Source organism: Rhodococcus sp. KRD175 (genome assembly GCF_017168275.1).
Lineage (GTDB): Bacteria > Actinomycetota > Actinomycetes > Mycobacteriales > Mycobacteriaceae > Rhodococcoides > Rhodococcoides fascians.
On sequence record NZ_JABFAQ010000002.1, the window covers coordinates 369034 to 387514 of the forward strand.

Consider the following 18481-nt stretch of genomic DNA (forward strand, 5'->3'; position numbering starts at 1 on the left):
GTCCGGTCCGGCTGCCCCGTCACGCACCCTTCGCTTCGTCGGTGGACGGGGCAGCCTTCTTCGCTGCGGCCTTCTTGGCCGGAGCCTTCTTTGCCGGCGTCTTTCGCGCGGTGGTCTTCTTGGCCGGTGTCTTCGACGACGAAGATTTCGACGATGATGATGTCGACGAATCGGACCCCGACTTCGCGTTCTTTCCCGCGGCCTCGACGCTGCGCTGGAGGGCGGCGACCAGATCCACGACCTCTGCGTCCTCGCCGTCGTCCTGTGATTCGGCCTCGGTGTGGATGACCTTCTCGCCACCGTTCGCCAGTGTCTCGTCGATCAGTTTGCGCAGTTCGATCTGGTAGTCGTCGGTGTACTCCGTCGGATCGAATTCCGAGGACATGCTCTCGACGAGCGACGTCGCCATCTTTACTTCTTGCGGGCGCGCCGACGGGGCGTCGTCGAGCGACGGGAATTCTGCGGCTCGTACCTCGTCCGGCCACAGCAGAGTCTGGATGACCAGCACGTTGTCACGGACCCTCAAGGCGGCCAGCCGCGTCTTCTGTCGCAGCGTGAAATGGACGAGCGCGGTGCGTTCGGTTTCTTCCAGCGTCTCTCGCAGCAGTACGTACGCCTTGGGCGACGACGAGTCGGGCTCCAGGAAGTAACTCTTGTCGTAGAGGATCGGATCGATCTGCTCGGTCGGAACGAATTCGAGAACGGGGATCTCGTGCTTCTCGGCAGCGGGGAGTTTGTCGAAGTCGTCGTCGGTGAGGATCACGCGCTCGCCGTCGGGCGAGTCGTACGCCTTGTCGATGTCGGCGAACTGGACCGATTTTCCGCATTCCTGGCAGATGCGGTCGTACTTGATTCGTCCGCCGTCCTTTGCGTGCACTTGATGAAACCGGATGTCGTGTTGCTCGGTGGCCGAGTAGACCTTCACCGGAACGTTGACGAGTCCGAAGGCGATCGAGCCTTTCCAAATGCTGCGCATGTGTTCATGATCGCCGACCGGGCGCCTGTGTGTCGACCGTTGCCGAGAAACTCAGCCGCGTCTCGGAGCGTGGACGACGGTGCGCGCGATGGCGAGCCTGGCCGAGACCGGAAGCGTAGGGAACATTCTCAGCATTGCGGTCATGGTCCCCATGGCGTCGTCGTGACCGGACAGGTACGAGCGTTGGAGTTCGACCGGCAGCGAGAAGAAGCTGGCGAAGAACTGCGGCACCATCTCCGGCTCGAGGCTCAACGCAGTGCGCAGCCCCAGATTGCGTAGCTTCTGCACCGTCCAGGTGTGGAGTGCACGTCGGCTCCCCGGCTTGCCGGTGCGAAGTCCGTCGACCAGGTGATCGGCAGACGCCAACGACGCGGCGACGCTGTATCCCGTCGCCGGATGCATCAGATTCGACCGCGACCCGAACAAGACGGGCCCGCTTCGTGGGGTGTGCAGCCGCGAGCGCGGCGGAGGTTCGACCGAAAAGCGCACCCGCTCGACGTCCTCGGTCCCGGTCGGCACGAGATCGCGTCGGGCGAGACGATGGTGCAGACGAGTCCGGAGTACATCGAGGTGGAGGGCAGGCCTGCCGACCAGGCACGTTTCTTCGAGCAGAACGCGGTGGTCGTCGAGTGCGACGGCATAGAGAAAACTCGGAACTTCACCGGGTCGTACGCCGTTGTCGGTACGCCAATCCATGAACCAGGCGTCGGAGCCTTCCAGAATGGGCTCGGCGCGTTCCCGCTCGACGACGATTCCGTATGCGGTCTGTTGCGCCAGATCACGCGAGTCGAGCGTTCCTCGCGCATCGACGACGTGGCGAGCCGTGACGACCGTCCCGTCGACGGTGGTGACGCGGGTGCCGGTGACGTCGACTGCGGTGCCCGCGTGCACTCGTACGAGGTCGAGAGCCAGCGAGGCTTGCAGGGCATGGGTGTCGAGCACGCAGTACGTCCGGTCGATGACGCGATGCCGATCGGTCCACACTGCGGGCCTGTGTGCAGTCGAGGCGATTGCGGACTCCGAGAGCCATGACGGCAATTCGTCCGCCCATGCCGAGTAGGTCGGCGTCCAGGTTCTGGACGGGTGCGGATCGAGTGCGAGAACGTCCATACCCGCGGCCGCGCAGCGGTGGGCGATCGCGCGACCCGCCGGTCCCAGCCCGACCACGGCGACGTCGGCCGACAGGTCGCTCACATTCCGCCGGTGGCGAGCAGGCCACCGTCGACGCGCACCGTCTCGCCGGTGATCCACGAGGACGCGTCCGAGACCAGGAACGCGACGAGCGATGCCACGTCCTCGGGGGTACCGAGTCGCTTCATCGGGTAGCCGGCCGCTGCTGCTTCTTCGCCGCCGGCGAACAACGCCTCGGCGAACTTGGTCTTCACCACGCCCGGCGCCACCGCGTTGACGCGGATCTTCGGACCGAGCTGCCATGCCAGCTCCTCGGTGAGCCGAATCAACGCAGCTTTGGATGCGCCGTACGCGGCAATGACTCCGGTGGAGCGGATGCCTGCGACGCTGGCGATGTTGACGACCGCACCGCCGTGTTCTCCCATCCACGCATGGAACGCGTTCTGCACGAAGCCGAGCGTGCCGACGACGTTGGTGTCGAAGATCTTGCTGACACCGACGAGGTCGGCATCCATCAGCGAGCCGTAGACGGGGTTGATACCGGTGTTGTTGACCAGGATGTCCAGCGAACCGAAGGTCTCGACGGTGCGGTCCACTGCGGTGCGCCGATGTTCCGGGTCGCCCGCGTTACCGTCCAGCGCGAGTACGGAGTCGCCGAGTTCCGCCGCGACGGCCAGCAACGGTTCCCGCTTACGCGCAGTGATGGCCACGTTGGCACCGCGCGCGAGCAGTTCTGCGGCGATCGCGCGGCCGATGCCTCGACTACCCCCGGTGACCAGTGCGGTCCGTCCGGTGAGGTCGAGGGGCAGGGCTGGGCTGGCAGTGGCCGTTTCGGTGACGTCGGTCATCGCTCAGACGTTACCGGGGTCACCTGCGTTCCTGGGTGGAGGCACGTGAATGCTGAGCTAAAATGGGGGTTTGCTGTGCCGACCTACGGCGCTTTCATTGCTCGCTCGTCGGTCGACGAGCACTCATCTTGTTCGGCAATCGCTAGGAGCTCACGCGTGATCACCGCCACCGACCTCGAAGTTCGTGCCGGTGTGCGGACCCTTCTGTCCACCGAGGGGCCCGCGCTCCGCGTGCAGGCAGGTGACCGCATCGGGCTGGTCGGCCGCAACGGTGCCGGAAAGACCACCACGCTGCGCATCCTGGCGGGCGAGGGCGAACCGTATGCCGGTGAGGTCGTACGCACCGGAGACCTCGGTTATCTCCCGCAGGACCCCAAAGAGGGCGATCTGGACGTGCTGGCCAAGGACCGGGTGCTGTCGGCCCGCGGGCTGGACACCCTCCTGCACAGTATGGAGAAGCAGCAGGCTCTGATGGCCGAGGTTGCCGACGAGACATTGCTCGACAAAGCCGTCCGTAAGTACGGCGAGCTGGAAGAGCGGTTCGCGTCCCTCGGCGGCTACGAAGCCGAAAGCGAAGCGGCTCGCATCTGCAACAGCCTCGGCTTGGCCGACCGCATTCTCGGTCAACCGCTGCGAACCCTGTCCGGTGGTCAGCGCCGACGCGTCGAACTCGCCCGCATTCTGTTCGCCGCATCCGACGGCAGTGGCGGACGCTCGAACACCACATTGCTGCTCGACGAGCCCACCAACCACCTCGACGCCGATTCCATCACCTGGTTGCGCAGTTTCCTGCAGAACCACGAGGGCGGACTCATCGTGATCAGTCACGATGTCGAACTGCTCGGTGATGTCGTGAACAGGGTGTGGTTCCTCGATGCCGTGCGCGGTGAGGCCGACATCTACAACATGAACTGGAAGAAGTACCTCGACGCACGCGCCACGGACGAGCAACGGCGCCGTCGCGAACGCGCGAACGCGGAGAAGAAGGCGGGTGCGCTGCGCGTCCAGGCCGCCAAGATGGGTGCCAAGGCAACCAAAGCCGTTGCGGCACAGAACATGGCGAAGCGCGCAGACAAGCTGATGGCCAACCTCGATGCGGAGCGCGTATCGGACAAGGTTGCGCACATTCGCTTCCCTGAGCCTGCTCCCTGCGGCAAGACACCGTTGATGGCCAAGAACCTGACCAAGATGTACGGGTCGCTCGAGATCTTCGCCGGCGTCGATCTGGCGATCGACCGGGGGAGCCGCGTGGTGGTGCTCGGGCTCAACGGTGCTGGCAAGACGACACTGCTGCGCATTCTGGCCGGAACCGAGAAGGCAGACACCGGAGAGATCGAACCCGGCCACGGCATGCGCGTGGGTTACTTCGCCCAGGAGCACGACACCCTCGACGACATGGCGTCGGTGTGGGAGAACATCCGGCATGCGGCACCCGACACCGGCGAGCAGGAGCTCAGATCGCTACTCGGCGCCTTCATGTTCACCGGACCCCAGCTCGAACAGCCCGCAGGAACGCTGTCCGGCGGCGAGAAGACGCGTCTGGCGCTGGCCGGACTGGTGTCTTCGGCTGCGAACGTTCTGCTGCTCGACGAACCGACCAACAACCTCGATCCGATCTCACGCGAGCAGGTTCTCGACGCACTGCGCAGTTACAAGGGTGCTGTCGTTCTGGTGACTCACGATCCGGGTGCCGCCGAGGCGCTCTCACCAGAACGTGTCATCCTCCTTCCCGACGGCACCGAGGACCACTGGTCGCAGGACTACCTGGAACTGATTCAGCTGGCCTGACCAGGGTCGCGCCTGCGCACCGATTCTTCGACCAGATCCAGAATGGCCGACAGGTTCGACCCGCCGTTGCCCGACGCGATTCTGGCGACCAGACCGTCGAGAACGAGGTCCAGGTAGTCGGCCAGAACATCGTTCGGCACGTCGTCCCGTAGTTTTCCTGCCGTCTTCTGGCGCTCGAGTCGGCCGAGCGTCGCATCGGTCAGTTCGGCCGAACGCTCCGCCCAGCTGGTTCGGAAGTCGGCGTCGGTTCGTAGTCGTCGGGTGATCTCGAGCCGCGTTCCGAGCCACTCGAACTGCTCCGGCTGAGCCAGCATGTCTCGCATCACCTGAACCAGACCCTGCGTCGCAGCGACTTCTGCCATGCGCCGGGCGTCCTCCTGCGCCAACGCGAGGAAGAGACCGTCCTTGTCCTTGAAGTGGTGGAAGATGGCTCCGCGGGAGAGGCCCGTCGCCTCCTCGAGGCGTCGCACGGTCGCGCCCTCGTAGCCGAACTCTCCGAAGCATTTACGCGCACCGTCGAGAATTTCGCTGCGGCGGGCCGCCAGGTGGTCTTCACTGACCTTGGGCACGTGTGAAACTCCTACTTTCCGATGAAGGGGCCCGTACCGATACGGCGATGGGCCCGAAACACGTATCGAGTTCCGGGCCCATCGCTCTGCGTGGCGTTTGTCTACAGTGCCGTGTGACTAGCCTCTGATCATGTTGCGCAGGACGTACTGCAGGATTCCGCCGTTGCGGTAGTAGTCCGCTTCACCGGGGGTATCGATACGGACCACGGCGTCGAACTCGACCTTGGTTCCGTCTTCCTTGGTCGCGGTCACCGCCATCGTCTTCGGGGTGGTGCCCTCGTTCAGCTTCTCGACGCCGATGATGTCGAACGTCTCGGTGCCGTCGAGCTTGAGCGACGCGGCGCTCTCGCCTGCCGGGAACTGCAGCGGAACGACGCCCATGCCGATGAGGTTGGAGCGGTGGATGCGCTCGAACGACTCGGTGATGACCGCCTTGACGCCCAGGAGCGAGGTGCCCTTGGCCGCCCAGTCACGGGAGCTTCCGGAGCCGTACTCCTTGCCGCCCAGCACGACCAGCGGGATGCCGGCCTTCTGGTAGTTCTGCGACGCATCGTAGATGAACGACTGCGGGCCACCGTCCTGGGTGAAGTCGCGGGTGTAGCCACCCGACACGTCGTCGAGCAGCTGGTTCTTCAGACGGATGTTCGCGAACGTTCCGCGAATCATGACCTCGTGGTTGCCACGACGCGATCCGAGCGAGTTGTAATCCTTGCGCTCCACGCCGTGCGAATCGAGGTACTGAGCGGCAGGCGTACCGGCCTTGATGGGTCCTGCCGGGCTGATGTGGTCGGTGGTGACCGAATCGCCGAGCAGGGCCAGCACGCGGGCACCCTTGATGTCCTCGACCGGAGCCGGGTCCATCGTCATGCCGTCGAAGTACGGAGGCTTCCGCACGTACGTCGAGTTGGGATCCCACTCGAACGTGTCGCCCTCGGGGGTCGACAGGTTCTGCCAGCGGCTGTCACCGGCGAAGATCGTCTCGTAGGACTTGCTGAACATGTCCCGGCTGATCGAGGACTTGATCGTGTCCTCGATCTCCTGCGACGACGGCCAGATGTCCTTGAGGTAGACCGGGTTGCCCTCGTGGTCGTTACCGAGCGGGTCGGTCTCGAAGTCGAAGTCCATCGTGCCCGCAAGGCCGTAAGCGATGACCAGCGGCGGCGACGCCAGGTAGTTCATCTTGACGTCGGGGGAGATGCGACCCTCGAAGTTGCGGTTGCCCGACAGCACGGCGGTCACCGAAAGATCGTTGTCGTTGATCGCCTTCGAGATCGGCTCGAGCAACGGGCCGGTGTTACCGATGCACGTGGTGCAGCCGTAGCCGCCCAGGAAGTAGCCGAGCTTCTCGAGGTACGGCCACAGGCCGGCCTTCTCGTAGTAGTCGGTCACGACCTGCGAACCGGGTGCCATGTTGGTCTTGACCCACGGCTTGGTGGACAGGCCCTTTTCGACGGCGTTGCGAGCGAGCAGTGCTGCGCCCAGCATGACCGACGGGTTGGAGGTGTTGGTGCAGGAGGTGATACCTGCCACCACGACGGCGCCATGGTCGAGGACGAACTCGCCTGCTTCATCGGTGATGACACGAACCGGCTTGCTCGGGCGACCTTCGGAGCCGTATGCGGCGGACCGCACGTCGACTGCATCGTCTTCTGCGAAGCTCAGCGACGCGGGATCGCTGGCCGGGAACGACTCGTTGAGGGCCTCGTCCAGCTTGCTGTCACCCTCGTGCGCCGGGTGGTTCTCCTCCACGTAGTTGTGGATGTCCTTGCGGAACGCAACCTTGGACTCCGACAACAGGATTCGGTCCTGCGGGCGCTTCGGGCCTGCGATGGACGGGACGACCGTGTTGAGGTCGAGCTCGATGTACTCGGAGTACACGGCTTCGTTCTTCGGGTCGTGCCACATGCCCTGTTCCTTGGCGTACGCCTCGACGAGAGCGAGCTGCTCGTCGCTGCGGCCGGTGAGGCGCAGGTAGTTGATCGTCTCTTCGTCGATCGGGAAAATGGCTGCGGTGGAGCCGAATTCGGGGCTCATGTTGCCGAGGGTGGCGCGGTTGGCGAGGGGAACCTCGGCCACACCTTCGCCGTAGAACTCCACGAACTTTCCGACGACGCCGTGCTTGCGCAGCATCTCGGTGGCGGTCAGAACGACGTCGGTGGCCGTGACGCCCGGCTGAATCTCGCCCGAGAGCTTGAAGCCGACGACACGCGGGATCAGCATCGACACGGGCTGGCCGAGCATGGCAGCTTCGGCTTCGATTCCGCCGACGCCCCAGCCGAGCACGCCGAGGCCGTTGACCATCGTCGTGTGCGAGTCGGTTCCGACGCAGGTGTCGGGGTACGCCTGGCCCTTGCGGGTCATGACGGTCGGTGCGAGGTACTCGATGTTGACCTGGTGCACGATGCCCATGCCGGGCGGGACGACCTTGAAGTCGTCGAAGGCGCCCTGGCCCCAACGCAGGAACTGGTAACGCTCGCCGTTGCGCTCGTACTCGAGGTCGACGTTGCGCTCGAGTGCATCGGCGCGGCCGAACACGTCGAGGATGACCGAGTGGTCGATGACCATGTCGGCGGGGGAGAGGGGGTTGACCTTGTTGGGGTCGCCGCCGAGGGTGGTCACGGCCTCACGCATGGTGGCGAGGTCCACGACACACGGAACGCCGGTGAAGTCCTGCATGATGACTCGTGCAGGGGTGAACTGGATTTCGATACTCGGGTCGGCCGAGGGATCCCACGACGCGATCGAGCGAATATGGTCGGCGGTGATGTTGGCACCGTCCTCGGTGCGAAGGAGGTTCTCCGCGAGGACCTTCAGTGCATAGGGCAGTTTCTCGGCACCGGGCAAGGCCGACAGCCGAAAGATCTCGTACGAGTTCTCTCCGACTTCGAGGGTGCCCTTTGCACCGAATGAATTGTTACTTGCGGTCACTTCAGCTCCACTCGTCTATGAGGCACACCGCCGACGGGGCTGTGTCGACGGTTGAAGCGAGGCGCTGACCGTGTGTCTCGGCATGGCATCCGGCGTGCGGATTGCTTGCGGACCCTCGGGCAGTGTCTCGATGGAAGTCTAACAGTACGCTTGTCCTGTGAAAACGTGCGGGTCCGTTTCGCGGTGGACACCGAGAGAACGACCCACGTCACAATCCTCACGTAGTGCTTCGTGCGACGCAATGAAGGGCGGCCTCAGTTGCCGCGTCGGGCATACCTGCCTCCCGAGAATCCACGGCACCGTGACGTAGGGTTCCACGCGACTGGTTCCTACCGACTGGACGAGAGATGACTGAGCCGATCCACGCTGTTTCCCCACTTGCCACCGATATCCCGGCAGGTCTGGACGTCGACAGCATCGTCGCCACGGTCCGCGAGTCGGGAGTCAGCGCTCCTGCGGGCGAGCAGGACGGACTGACGGCCGCCGTGAACCGAGCCGAGGACCACGGAATCGATCTGAGCATCGTGATCGTCCCCGACGAACCGCGCCACGATTCGCAGCTACGCGACCTCGCCACTGCGGTCGGTGCCCGCGAGGGCGGAACGGTGTTGGTGCTGAGCCCGGGGCAGGTCGGAACCTTCAGCGACTCGATCAGCCGAGTGACACTCGAAGCCGGGCAGGATCGCACCTACACCGGAAATCACGTCGTCGCCGCCGACAACTTCGTCGACACCCTCGTCGAGGACCAGACTCCGTGGGGCTTGCTGACGGGTGGGCTGGTGGTGATCGTCGCCGCGGTAGCCGCGTTGACAGCCGCTGTGAAGGTCCGGCGATACCGCGCGCGGTCGGCCACTGCCGACCCGCACGAAGCGCAGCCCGTCGAGCGCTGACGTAGCGCGCACATTCGTCATTCGACCGACCGACACCGACGCGTGATCGCGCCACCGGACGGCGGTCCGGAAAAAGTCCGAAAAATTGTTTCGGGCAAACACCGAGTTCACGGCATTGTGCCTGGTGGAATTACAAATGTGTCATTTGTGACTGGAGTTTCTTTAGTGTGCGAAGTGTCGTACGGTGCCATTGGCACTGCTGGGGAAGGAGTGTCGCAGAAGGCAGGTGTCATCCGTGGGGAACTCGGGAGGCCACTGCTTCGGGTGTGACTGACGTGGTTCGCACCTGTCGTGTCGCTGCGCGCCACTTTCCCGCCCGGCGAACATGTTCACCGTCACCTGCGATCGGGGTGGGAACGGGGAACGCCTCGACGGCACGACGGTCCTCTCGGGACCCGAGTGAATGCCGGACCCGAGGGAGACATTTGTGAGCCGACGTCCAGTTCGCGGCACGCGCCGCAGAGCGCTCGTCCGTACCCGATTCGTACTGGCAGGTGCCGGTCTGGTTCTCGCGCTGACCGCGACCATGCCCGGAGTCGCCGCCGCGGTACCGCCACCCCCGCCCAACCCGTCCGATACCGACATCGCCGCGGCCGGCAGCGCCGTCGACTCACGCCTGGGGCAGGTCGGACAGCTGATCGACGCGATCGCATCCGCCAACCAGCAACTCGCACAGCTCGACGACGAGGTTGCCGTGAAGCGAGAAGGCGTCAACAAAGCCCTGGTCGACCTGCAGAACGCCCGGGACGCCGCTGACGTGGCCGCAGCAGTCGTGGGAGCAGCGCAGCAGGCGCTCGCCGATGCAGGCACACAGATTCAGGCAGCCCAGCGCAAGTTCGACGAATTCGCCAAATCGAGCTACACCCAGGGCTCGGGCGTCGCCTCGATGGCGTCGTTCCTCGGTTCGAGCGGACCGGACGACGTTCTCGACCGCGCCCAGGTCCTGAAGGTGCTGTCCAACAGCCAGAATGCCGTGCTCGACAGCCTCCAGCGGGCCCGGACCGAGCAGGCGAACCGGGACTCGGCCGCCCGCGAATCCAAGCAGCAGGCGGACGCGGCAGCGTCCGAAGCCGAATCGAAGAAAGCCGAGGCCGAGCAGGCCATCGCTGCAGCGCAGGCAGCGTTGCAAGCCGAGGCCGATCAGAAAGCCGCCATCGAGTCCCAGCGAGACGCCGCTCAGACCGAGCTCGACGCAGCCCGCAGCAATGTGGCCGGCCTCCAGGGTCAACGAGCCGCATACAGCGACTGGGAGGCGCAGAAGACAGCAGAGGACGCAGCAATAGCAGCAGCCGCAGCTGCCGCTCGCGAGGCCGCGGTTCAGGCGGCGGCCCGGGTGTCGGCCAACCTGGCCGCACAACAGCGAGCCGCTGCGATCGCCGAGGGCCAACGCTCGCACGTCGATGTCGACGACGACTCGAGTTCGTTTACCGACTCCGACAGTTCGAGCGGAACCACGACTCCGACCCAGCCCACACCCAGCAAGCCCACACCCAGCAAGCCCAAGCCCTCGACCACACCGTCGGTCACGGGCAGTGCTGCCGTGGAATTGGCGATCGACCGCGGGATGAGCCAGCTCGGTGTTCCGTATTCCTGGGGCGGCGGCGACGAGAACGGGCCGACCAAGGGAATCCGAGACGGCGGAGTCGCAGACAGTTACGGCGACTACAACAAGGTCGGCTTCGACTGCTCCGGCCTCATGATCTACGCATTCGCAGGTCTGGGCATCTCTCTGCCCCACTACACCGGCTACCAGTACACGGCAGGCAAGCAGGTTCCGTCGTCGCAGATGAAGCGTGGCGACATGATCTTCTACGGACCGAACGCCAGTCAGCACGTCGCGCTCTACCTCGGCGACGGGAAGATGCTCGAGGCTCCGCAATCCGGATCGGTGGTCAAGGTCTCCGACGTCAGATACAGCGGTATGACGCCGTACGCCGTGCGCATGGTGTCCTGAGCTCGCTGTCGCTCCCGAGGTCGCTGTTCGGTACTTCTGCGTCGTTCCGCAGGCTCCACTCCGGCGCGCGGGTCAGGGGTGGGTTTCGGCGCGCGCGAGCATCACCTGGAATAGTTGATCTCGGCGGTATGGAACGTGCCCGACGATGATCGACTGAAAGCGGTGAATTCTTGGTGACATCACGTGACGGCCGGATTTCGAACGACGAGGAGCCGACACAGATCGGGTCTTCGAGTCCGAATCCGCAGGGTGGGGAGCCGGAGCGGGTGGACAGTCCCGATCTCGCCGACGACGTTCGGCTTCTCGAGAAGGCCGTGTACGAGGTCAAAAGGGTGATCGTCGGTCAGGATCGTCTGGTCGAGCGCATTCTGGTCGGCTTGTTGGCCCGTGGGCACGTGCTGCTGGAAGGCGTTCCCGGCGTGGCGAAGACCCTCGCAGTGGAGACGTTCGCCCGCGTTGTCGGTGGCTCGTTCTCCCGCGTCCAGTTCACCCCGGACCTGGTACCCACCGACCTGGTCGGAACCCGCATCTACCGTCAGGGCCGCGAAGAGTTCGACACCGAACTCGGCCCGGTCGTCGCGAACTTCGTCCTTGCCGACGAGATCAACCGAGCACCGGCGAAGGTCCAGTCGGCGCTGCTCGAAGTCATGGCCGAGCGGCACGTGACCATCGGTGGCAGGACGTTCCCCATGCCCGATCCGTTCCTGGTGATGGCGACGCAGAACCCCATCGAGAACGAAGGCGTGTACCCGCTCCCGGAAGCCCAGCGCGACCGCTTCCTGTTCAAAATCGTCGTCGACTATCCGACGGTGGAAGAAGAACGCGAGATCGTCTACCGCATGGGGATCAAGGCCCCCGAGCCCAAGCAGATACTCGACCCTGTCGAGTTGGTCCGTCTGCAGAACCTGGCCAGTTCGGTGTTCGTGCACCACGCGCTCGTCGACTACGTGGTTCGGGTCATCGCCGCCACCCGCACGCCCGAACAGTTCGGGTTGGACGATGTCGGCAGCTGGATCGCATACGGGGCCTCCCCGCGTGCGACCCTCGGCATCATCGCTGCGTCCCGCGCCCTCGCCCTGCTGCGAGGCCGCGACTACGTCGTTCCTCAGGACGTGCTCGAGGTGATTCCCGACGTGCTCCGGCATCGGCTGGTGCTCTCCTACGATGCCCTCGCCGACGAAGTGACGCCCGAGACCGTGATCTCCCGCATTCTGCAGACCGTCGGACTACCGCAGGTGTCGCCGCAGGCGGTTCCGATGTCGCAGGACAACGGCACCGCACCCGGTCAGCCCTTCGGTGGTCAACAGGGCACACCGCAGTTCCCGGGAGCGGGGCCGCAGTATCCGGCTCAGGGACCGTATCCGGCCCAGGGGCAGTACCCGGGGCAGGGACAGAATCCGGGGCAGGGACAGAGCCCGACCCAGGGGCAGTACCCGGGTCAGCCGCAGTTCCCCGGGCAAGGGCCCGGCTCGGCACCCCAGCCCGGACCCGAGCAGCGCCCACCGGGCGGTCCGGCCGGCGAACCCGCTCCGTCGCTGCACAAGCCGTCGGGTGATGCATCGTCGACCGGTTCGCCGGGTCAGTGAGCGCAGCCGACAGTGCCGGCCGAGGTGCGGTCTCACGTCCGCCGTCGTTTCGGTCCGGCGAACTGCGTGATCCGAAGTTGGCCGCTGCGCTGCGCACGCTCGAGATAACGGTGCGGAGGCGTCTCGACGGCGTTCTACACGGCGACCACCTCGGCCTGATACCCGGCCCGGGATCCGAACCGGGGGACGCGCGCGAGTATCAGCCCGGTGACGACGTTCGGCAGATGGACTGGTCGGTCACTGCCCGGACGACACACCCACACGTGCGGCAGTCGGTGGCCGATCGCGAACTGGAAACGTGGCTTGTCGTCGATCTGTCGGCCAGCCTCGACTTCGGAACCGCGGGGTGCGAGAAGCGCGATCTCGCGGTCGCGGCCTCGGCTGCCATCACCCACCTGACCGGCGGCGGTGGTAATCGCATCGGAGCTGTCGTGGCCACCGGCGCGACGACGACGCGAATCCCGGCGCGCGGTGGGCGGGTACACAGCCAGTCGATGCTGCGGACGATCGCTACGACACCGTCCGCCGCGGATGGCGTCCGAGGAGATCTTCGCGATGCCGTCGAGGCGCTGCGGCGTCCCGAACGCCGTCGCGGTCTGGCCGTGGTGATCAGCGACTTCCTCGGCCCGATCGACTGGGAGCGATCACTGCGGGCGATCTCTGCCAGACACGACGTACTGGCCGTCGAGGTACTCGATCCGCGAGACCTCGAACTTCCGGATGTGGGAGACGTGGTTCTGCACGACCCGGAGTCCGGCCGCACTCGGGAGTTCGCCGCGACGCCCAGGCTCCGCGCCGACTTCGCGCGAGCAGCCGCAGCACACCGCGACGACGTGGAGAAAGCGTTGCGCCGATGCGGGGCACCGCGTTTGACTCTGCGCACCGACGGTGACTGGATCGCCGATGTCGTCCGCTTCGTCACTGCTCGCAGGCACACCATCGGCTCCGGTTTCACCAATACCGCGAGGGCAGGTTCGCGATGAGCCTCACCGATTTCTCTGCGCCGTGGTGGCTTGCGTTTCTCGTCGTCGTCCTCGCCCTGACGGCGGGGTACGTCTGGATTCAACGCCGCAAGCAGAAGCACGTGCTGCGTTTCTCCAACATGGAGTTGCTCGAGTCGGTCGCGCCGAACCGGCCCAATCGTCTGCGTCATCTCCCGACCGCACTGGTACTGGTCGGGCTGATGTTCCTGACCGTCGCGTTGGCAGGCCCCACTGCCGATCAACGTGTTCCACGCAACCGCGCGACGGTCATGCTCGTCATCGATGTGTCGCTGTCCATGGAAGCGACGGACGTCGAACCCACTCGGCTGGCTGCGGCCCAAGAAGCAGCGAAGTCGTTCGCCGATGGCCTCACACCCGGCATCAACCTCGGTCTCGTCGCATTCGCCGGCACTGCCTCGGTATTGGTCTCACCCACGGCCAACCGCGACGCCACCAAGTCGGCAATCGACAAACTGCAGCTCAGCGAGCGTACGGCCACCGGTGAAGCAATCTTCACCTCGCTGCAGTCGATCGACACTCTCGGCGCGATCCTCGGGGGTGGCGACGCGGCACCGCCGGCCCGCATCGTGCTGCTCTCCGACGGTAAGCAAACCGTTCCCCAGAACCTCGACGATCCACGAGGCGGCTACACCGCAGCGCGCGCAGCCAAGGACAAGGGAGTGCCGATCTCGACGATCTCGTTCGGCACCAGCTACGGGTCGGTCGAGATCGAAGACGAAGGTGGAGGCGGGGTCGAGCGCGTGCCCGTTCCGGTCGACGACCCGTCGTTGCGCGAGATCGCGACTCTGTCCGGAGGGAGTTTCTTCACGGCTTCCTCGCTCGAGGGCCTCCGAGACGTCTACGACACCCTGGAGGAGCAGATCGGCTTCGAGATCACCCGCGGGGACGCATCGCGACCCTGGTTGATCCTCGGTGTCCTGTGCATCTCCGCCGGGCTCGGTTCGGCGTTGGTGATGCGGCAACGATTGCCGTGATCGCTGTTATTACTCACCAGTAAGTTTCGCTTTGTCATTCCAGGACGAACAGATAGGTTGCTAGGCATGTCCACACCTGACTTCATCGCGCGATCGGTACTCGTCACCGGAGGTAACCGGGGTATCGGTCTGGCCATCGCCCAACGGCTCAGTGCCGACGGGCACAAGGTGGCCGTCACCCACCGCGGATCCGGGGCACCCGACGGATTGCTCGGGGTCGTCTGCGACGTCACCGACTCCGATTCGGTCGACGCGGCCTTCAAGGAGGTCGAGGAGAAGCACGGACCCGTCGAGGTACTCGTCGCCAACGCGGGCATCACCGACGACACCCTGCTGATGCGTATGACCGAGGAGCAGTTCCAGCGGGTCATCGATGCGAACCTGACCGGAGCCTTCCGAGTCGCCAAGCGCGCCAACCGGGCCATGCTGCGCGCGCGCTGGGGTCGGATGATCTTCCTCAGTTCCGTTGTCGCGATGGCCGGCGGGCCGGGGCAGATCAATTACGCGGCGTCCAAGGCCGGAGTCATCGGCATGGCCCGGTCGATCACGAGGGAGTTGGGTTCGCGGTCCATCACGGCGAACGTCGTCTCACCGGGATTCATCGAAACCGACATGACCGCAGAGTTGTCGGACGACTTGCGCGGCAAGGCGAAGGAATACATTCCACTTCAGCGTCTCGGTCAGCCCGAGGACGTTGCAGCAGTCGTGAGTTTCCTTGCGGGTCCGGACTCGTCGTACGTGTCCGGTGCTGTCATTCCCGTCGACGGCGGCATGGGCATGGGGCACTGAGAAACCCTCTCGCACAACGATTTCGATAGATACTCACCTCCGAATTAAGGACGTAGCATTATGGGCGGATTGCTCGAAGGCAAGACCATTCTCATCACCGGCATCATCACCGACGCGTCGATCGCGTTCCACGCCGCGGCCATGGCGCAGGAGCAGGGTGCCAAGGTGATCATCACCGGGTTCGATCGGCTGCGGCTCATCGACCGCATCGCGCAGCGGCTGCCCAAGGAGGTGCCCCCGGCGATCGAGCTCGACGCCACCAACGAGGAGCACCTCGCCGCGCTGGCGGACCGAATTCGTGAAGTAGCGCCGGAGGGTATCGACGGAGTTCTGCACTCCATCGCATTCGCACCTCGCACCCTGATGGGCCCGGATGCCAAGCCGTTCCTCGACGGCCCCGGCCCCGACGCGGCGAGGGCATTCGAGATCTCGGCGTGGAGCTACGCATCTCTCGCGCGTGCCGTGCTCCCGGTCATGAACGAGGGTGGCTCGATCGTCGGAATGGACTTCGATCCGCGGACGTCGATGCCGTACTACAACTGGATGGGCGTGGCCAAGGCTGCTCTCGAGTCGGTGAATCGTTACGTGGCACGGGAAGTGGGCGCAGCCAAGCGTATCCGCTCCAATCTCGTTGCAGCAGGACCGATCAGGACTCTTGCCGCCAAGGCGATTGCGGGCACCGCGACCGGCGATGCGGCCAAGATGGACCAGCTGAACGTGTACTGGGACGGCGCCGCTCCCATTGGATGGGACGTCAACGATCCGACCGTCGTCGCCAAGTCGATCGTCGCGTTGCTGTCGGATTGGCTGCCCGGAACCACCGGGTCGATCGTGTACGTCGACGGCGGAGCGAGCCACAACACGTACCTGCCCGAAAACATGTGACACGTCGGTGAGCGGAGTCCGACGTGGGCTCGCTCACCGTAGGTTTCGTCGACCGATTGTGCCCCTGCCGCAGCCCTGCTGCGACAGGGGCACAATGGATTCATGACCACCCCTGGAGATTTCGACGCACTGTTGGTGCTCTCGTTCGGCGGACCGGAAAAGCCCGCCGACGTTCGCCCGTTTCTCGAGAACGTCACTCGCGGACGTGGTGTGCCGCCCGAGCGTCTCGACGCCGTCGTCGAGCACTACATGCACTTCGGTGGCGTGTCACCGATCAACGAACTCAATCGCGACATCATCGCCGCACTGCAGGCCGAGTTCGATTCGGCCGGAATCGAATTGCCGATCTACTTCGGTAATCGCAATTGGCATCCGATGGTCGAGGACACCGTTGCGACGATGAAGGCGGACGGCGTCCGCTCCGCGCTCGTCTTCCCGACTTCCGCGTGGGGCGGGTATTCCGGGTGCAGGCAGTACCACGAGGACATCGCCAGGGCCCGTGCATCGGTGGGGGACGACGCCCCGCATTTGCTCAAGATCCGTCAGTACTACGACCACCCGTTGATGGTCGAGGCGTTCGCCGAGGCCGTCGATGCCGCGCGCAGGTCTCTGCCAGAGGAGCATCGGGCAGGAGCGCGGCTGGTGTTCACTGCGCATTCCATTCCGTCGGCAGCCGACGCCAATGCAGGCCCACCCGCGGATGGTGGCCATCTGTACAGCCGGCAGGTTGCGGAGGCGTCGCGTCTGGTCGCGGCCGCATCCGGCAGCACCGAATACGATCTGGTGTGGCAGTCTCGTTCCGGACCACCGCAGGTTCCGTGGCTCGACCCCGACATCTGCGATCATCTCGAAGCACTGTCCGAGAAGTCCGTCGACGCGGTGATCGTGTGCCCGATCGGTTTCGTGTCCGACCACCTCGAAGTGGTGTGGGATCTCGACACCGAAGCCGAGGAGAAGGCCCGTGAACTCGGGATGGCGTTCGCTCGCGCGGGTACGCCCGGTTCCGATGCTCGATTCCCGAAGATGATCAGGGAGCTGGTGGACGAGTATCGCGTCGGCGGGACGTGCCGAGGACTCGGCAGCGTTCCCGGCTACGGATCCACCCTCGACGGCAATCGATGTGCCGTCGGATGTTGCGAGCAGCCGACGCGTCCATCGCGGCCTGCGACGGCACCTGCCTGACTGGCGGCTCCTGCCTGACGGGTGGCCTCTTGCCTGTCTCGCGGCCCAGCCCCGACAGGACCGCTACGTGTCGGTCCTGTCGGTCATCGGGCCGACTGCATCGAGGCACCGATGCTCGTCGCCACGGCGATGGTCCGGGCCGTGCGCACGGCGGCCCACAGCGGCCGGACGAGTTCTTCTCGGGCGGCCGCTGCGGCAGCAGTCGGTGCCTCCGAGGGAGTCGATCCGGCGGCGACGGTAAGGATTGCCGCGACCCGATCGGCCGATTCGAGCACTCGGAAGGCGCGTTCGGACATCTCGGGGGGATAGCGGTGCTGTGCAGCGTCGGTGATGAGCTCGGCGATGCGAGTGCGCGGGTCGGCCTCGAGAGTGCGGGTGGGGAGCGATTGCATCTGTGCGAGTGCATTCGCCGCGCCGCGCACGGCCTCGCGCATCTCGTACTCGGCCTCACCGAGACCTCGATCTCGGTGGGCGTGAGAGGGAACGTCGATCGAATACACGGTCCAGCGCAGCACGTCGGGGCCCTCGACGACGGGTACCACCCCGATTCCGGCGGAGCCCGGGGTACCGATCATCACCGCCTGCTCGGCACCGATCGCTGCACGAGAGAATTCTGTCCGGGCCGGCAGTTCGGCCACTGCGCCCGCTGCGGGCAGCACCAGACGTATCCGTTCCTCCCCGGCTGCGGGTGAGGGTCCTGCGTTCGCGGCGGTTCGGACCGCGGCGAGCGCCCCGGCGATGCCCTCTGCGTAGCCCGGAAAGCGCAGCCCGTACGTCGTTGCTGCCTCGTCGTCACCGGCACCGACCAGATGCATCGGTGCCCACTCGGACATCGCGTCGATGACGTCGTCCGGCGAACCGACACCGGCCAGCCAGGAACCGGCCCACAGGGCAAGACTTGCACTCGGAGAACACACGACTCACGAGCATAGGTCGGCGTGGCGAACCGCGCTCGGGACGCCGGTATCGCTAGCGTT

The 18481-nt window shown here is 65.3% G+C and carries 15 protein-coding genes; 9 read left to right on the top strand and 6 right to left on the bottom strand.

Annotated elements, in window-relative coordinates; genetic code table 11:
* Window positions 1–19: 19 nt before the first annotated feature.
* Genes J1M81_RS02380 through J1M81_RS02390 form a run of 3 tightly spaced genes read right to left on the bottom strand, consistent with a single transcriptional unit; the run spans window position 20 to window position 2955 of the window.
* The gene (locus tag J1M81_RS02380; protein ID WP_206497533.1) at window positions 20–976 is read right to left on the bottom strand and encodes a Ku protein; all 957 of its coding nucleotides are present in this window, start codon (window positions 974–976) and stop codon (window positions 20–22) included.
* 51 nt (window positions 977–1027) lie between these two features.
* A complete protein-coding gene (locus J1M81_RS02385) occupies window positions 1028–2170 on the bottom strand; it encodes a lycopene cyclase family protein (protein WP_032400765.1) in 1143 nt (380 codons plus the stop codon).
* Entirely contained in the window at window positions 2167–2955 is a 789-nt protein-coding gene (locus J1M81_RS02390; RefSeq protein WP_206497535.1) for an SDR family oxidoreductase, read from the bottom strand. Before J1M81_RS02390 ends, J1M81_RS02385 begins: the two co-directional genes overlap by 4 nt.
* A 156-nt stretch (window positions 2956–3111) precedes the next feature.
* Here J1M81_RS02390 and J1M81_RS02395 point away from each other — a divergent pair, with 156 nt between their 5' ends.
* On the top strand, window positions 3112–4743 hold the full coding sequence (locus tag J1M81_RS02395; RefSeq protein ID WP_027497030.1) for an ABC-F family ATP-binding cassette domain-containing protein: 1632 nt from the start codon (window positions 3112–3114) through the stop codon (window positions 4741–4743).
* Here J1M81_RS02395 and J1M81_RS02400 read toward each other — a convergent pair.
* The gene (locus tag J1M81_RS02400) at window positions 4731–5312 is read right to left on the bottom strand and encodes a TetR/AcrR family transcriptional regulator (RefSeq protein ID WP_027497031.1); all 582 of its coding nucleotides are present in this window, start codon (window positions 5310–5312) and stop codon (window positions 4731–4733) included. The two genes, J1M81_RS02395 and J1M81_RS02400, sit on opposite strands and share 13 nt — an antisense overlap.
* 117 nt (window positions 5313–5429) lie before the next feature.
* Entirely contained in the window at window positions 5430–8240 is a 2811-nt protein-coding gene (locus tag J1M81_RS02405; protein WP_032387342.1) for an aconitate hydratase, read from the bottom strand.
* Between the two features lie 347 nt (window positions 8241–8587).
* Here J1M81_RS02405 and J1M81_RS02410 point away from each other — a divergent pair, with 347 nt between their 5' ends.
* The 8 genes from J1M81_RS02410 (at window position 8588) to J1M81_RS02445 (ending at window position 17504) form a co-directional block, all read left to right on the top strand.
* The gene (locus J1M81_RS02410; protein ID WP_057474701.1) at window positions 8588–9130 is read left to right on the top strand and encodes a DUF6676 family protein; all 543 of its coding nucleotides are present in this window, start codon (window positions 8588–8590) and stop codon (window positions 9128–9130) included.
* 403 nt (window positions 9131–9533) lie between these two features.
* On the top strand, window positions 9534–11084 hold the full coding sequence (locus tag J1M81_RS02415; protein WP_371831426.1) for an NlpC/P60 family protein: 1551 nt from the start codon (window positions 9534–9536) through the stop codon (window positions 11082–11084).
* A gap of 266 nt (window positions 11085–11350) precedes the next feature.
* Complete coding sequence (locus J1M81_RS02420) at window positions 11351–12670, top strand: MoxR family ATPase (RefSeq protein WP_032391432.1); 1320 nt, start codon at window positions 11351–11353, stop codon at window positions 12668–12670.
* Entirely contained in the window at window positions 12667–13653 is a 987-nt protein-coding gene (locus J1M81_RS02425) for a DUF58 domain-containing protein (RefSeq protein ID WP_032388402.1), read from the top strand. The genes J1M81_RS02420 and J1M81_RS02425 overlap by 4 nt, the downstream gene beginning before the upstream one ends.
* The gene (locus J1M81_RS02430) at window positions 13650–14648 is read left to right on the top strand and encodes a VWA domain-containing protein (RefSeq protein WP_027497035.1); all 999 of its coding nucleotides are present in this window, start codon (window positions 13650–13652) and stop codon (window positions 14646–14648) included. Before J1M81_RS02425 ends, J1M81_RS02430 begins: the two co-directional genes overlap by 4 nt.
* A 66-nt stretch (window positions 14649–14714) precedes the next feature.
* The gene (fabG1, locus tag J1M81_RS02435; RefSeq protein ID WP_032365773.1) at window positions 14715–15437 is read left to right on the top strand and encodes a 3-oxoacyl-ACP reductase FabG1; all 723 of its coding nucleotides are present in this window, start codon (window positions 14715–14717) and stop codon (window positions 15435–15437) included.
* 60 nt (window positions 15438–15497) lie between these two features.
* On the top strand, window positions 15498–16322 hold the full coding sequence (inhA, locus tag J1M81_RS02440; protein WP_027497037.1) for an NADH-dependent enoyl-ACP reductase InhA: 825 nt from the start codon (window positions 15498–15500) through the stop codon (window positions 16320–16322).
* Between the two features lie 102 nt (window positions 16323–16424).
* Entirely contained in the window at window positions 16425–17504 is a 1080-nt protein-coding gene (locus J1M81_RS02445) for a ferrochelatase (protein ID WP_032365774.1), read from the top strand.
* A gap of 83 nt (window positions 17505–17587) precedes the next feature.
* On the opposite strand, the gene J1M81_RS02450 is transcribed toward J1M81_RS02445, so the two are convergent.
* Window positions 17588–18421 (bottom strand): hypothetical protein, encoded by an 834-nt coding sequence (locus J1M81_RS02450; RefSeq protein WP_048318436.1) that lies wholly within the window; start codon window positions 18419–18421, stop codon window positions 17588–17590.
* Window positions 18422–18481 lie beyond the last annotated feature (60 nt).

Bases quoted from the DNA above. Each gene is read 5' to 3' on its own strand.
- J1M81_RS02410 (WP_057474701.1), top strand. From the start codon at position 8,588: ATGACTGAGCCGATCCACGCTGTTTCCCCACTTGCCACCGATATCCCG.
- J1M81_RS02415 (WP_371831426.1), top strand. From the start codon at position 9,534: ATGCCGGACCCGAGGGAGACATTTGTGAGCCGACGTCCAGTTCGCGGC.
- J1M81_RS02380 (WP_206497533.1), bottom strand. From the start codon at position 976: ATGCGCAGCATTTGGAAAGGCTCGATCGCCTTCGGACTCGTCAACGTT.
- J1M81_RS02390 (WP_206497535.1), bottom strand. From the start codon at position 2,955: ATGACCGACGTCACCGAAACGGCCACTGCCAGCCCAGCCCTGCCCCTC.
- inhA (WP_027497037.1), top strand. From the start codon at position 15,498: ATGGGCGGATTGCTCGAAGGCAAGACCATTCTCATCACCGGCATCATC.
- fabG1 (WP_032365773.1), top strand. From the start codon at position 14,715: ATGTCCACACCTGACTTCATCGCGCGATCGGTACTCGTCACCGGAGGT.
- J1M81_RS02445 (WP_032365774.1), top strand. From the start codon at position 16,425: ATGACCACCCCTGGAGATTTCGACGCACTGTTGGTGCTCTCGTTCGGC.
- J1M81_RS02430 (WP_027497035.1), top strand. From the start codon at position 13,650: ATGAGCCTCACCGATTTCTCTGCGCCGTGGTGGCTTGCGTTTCTCGTC.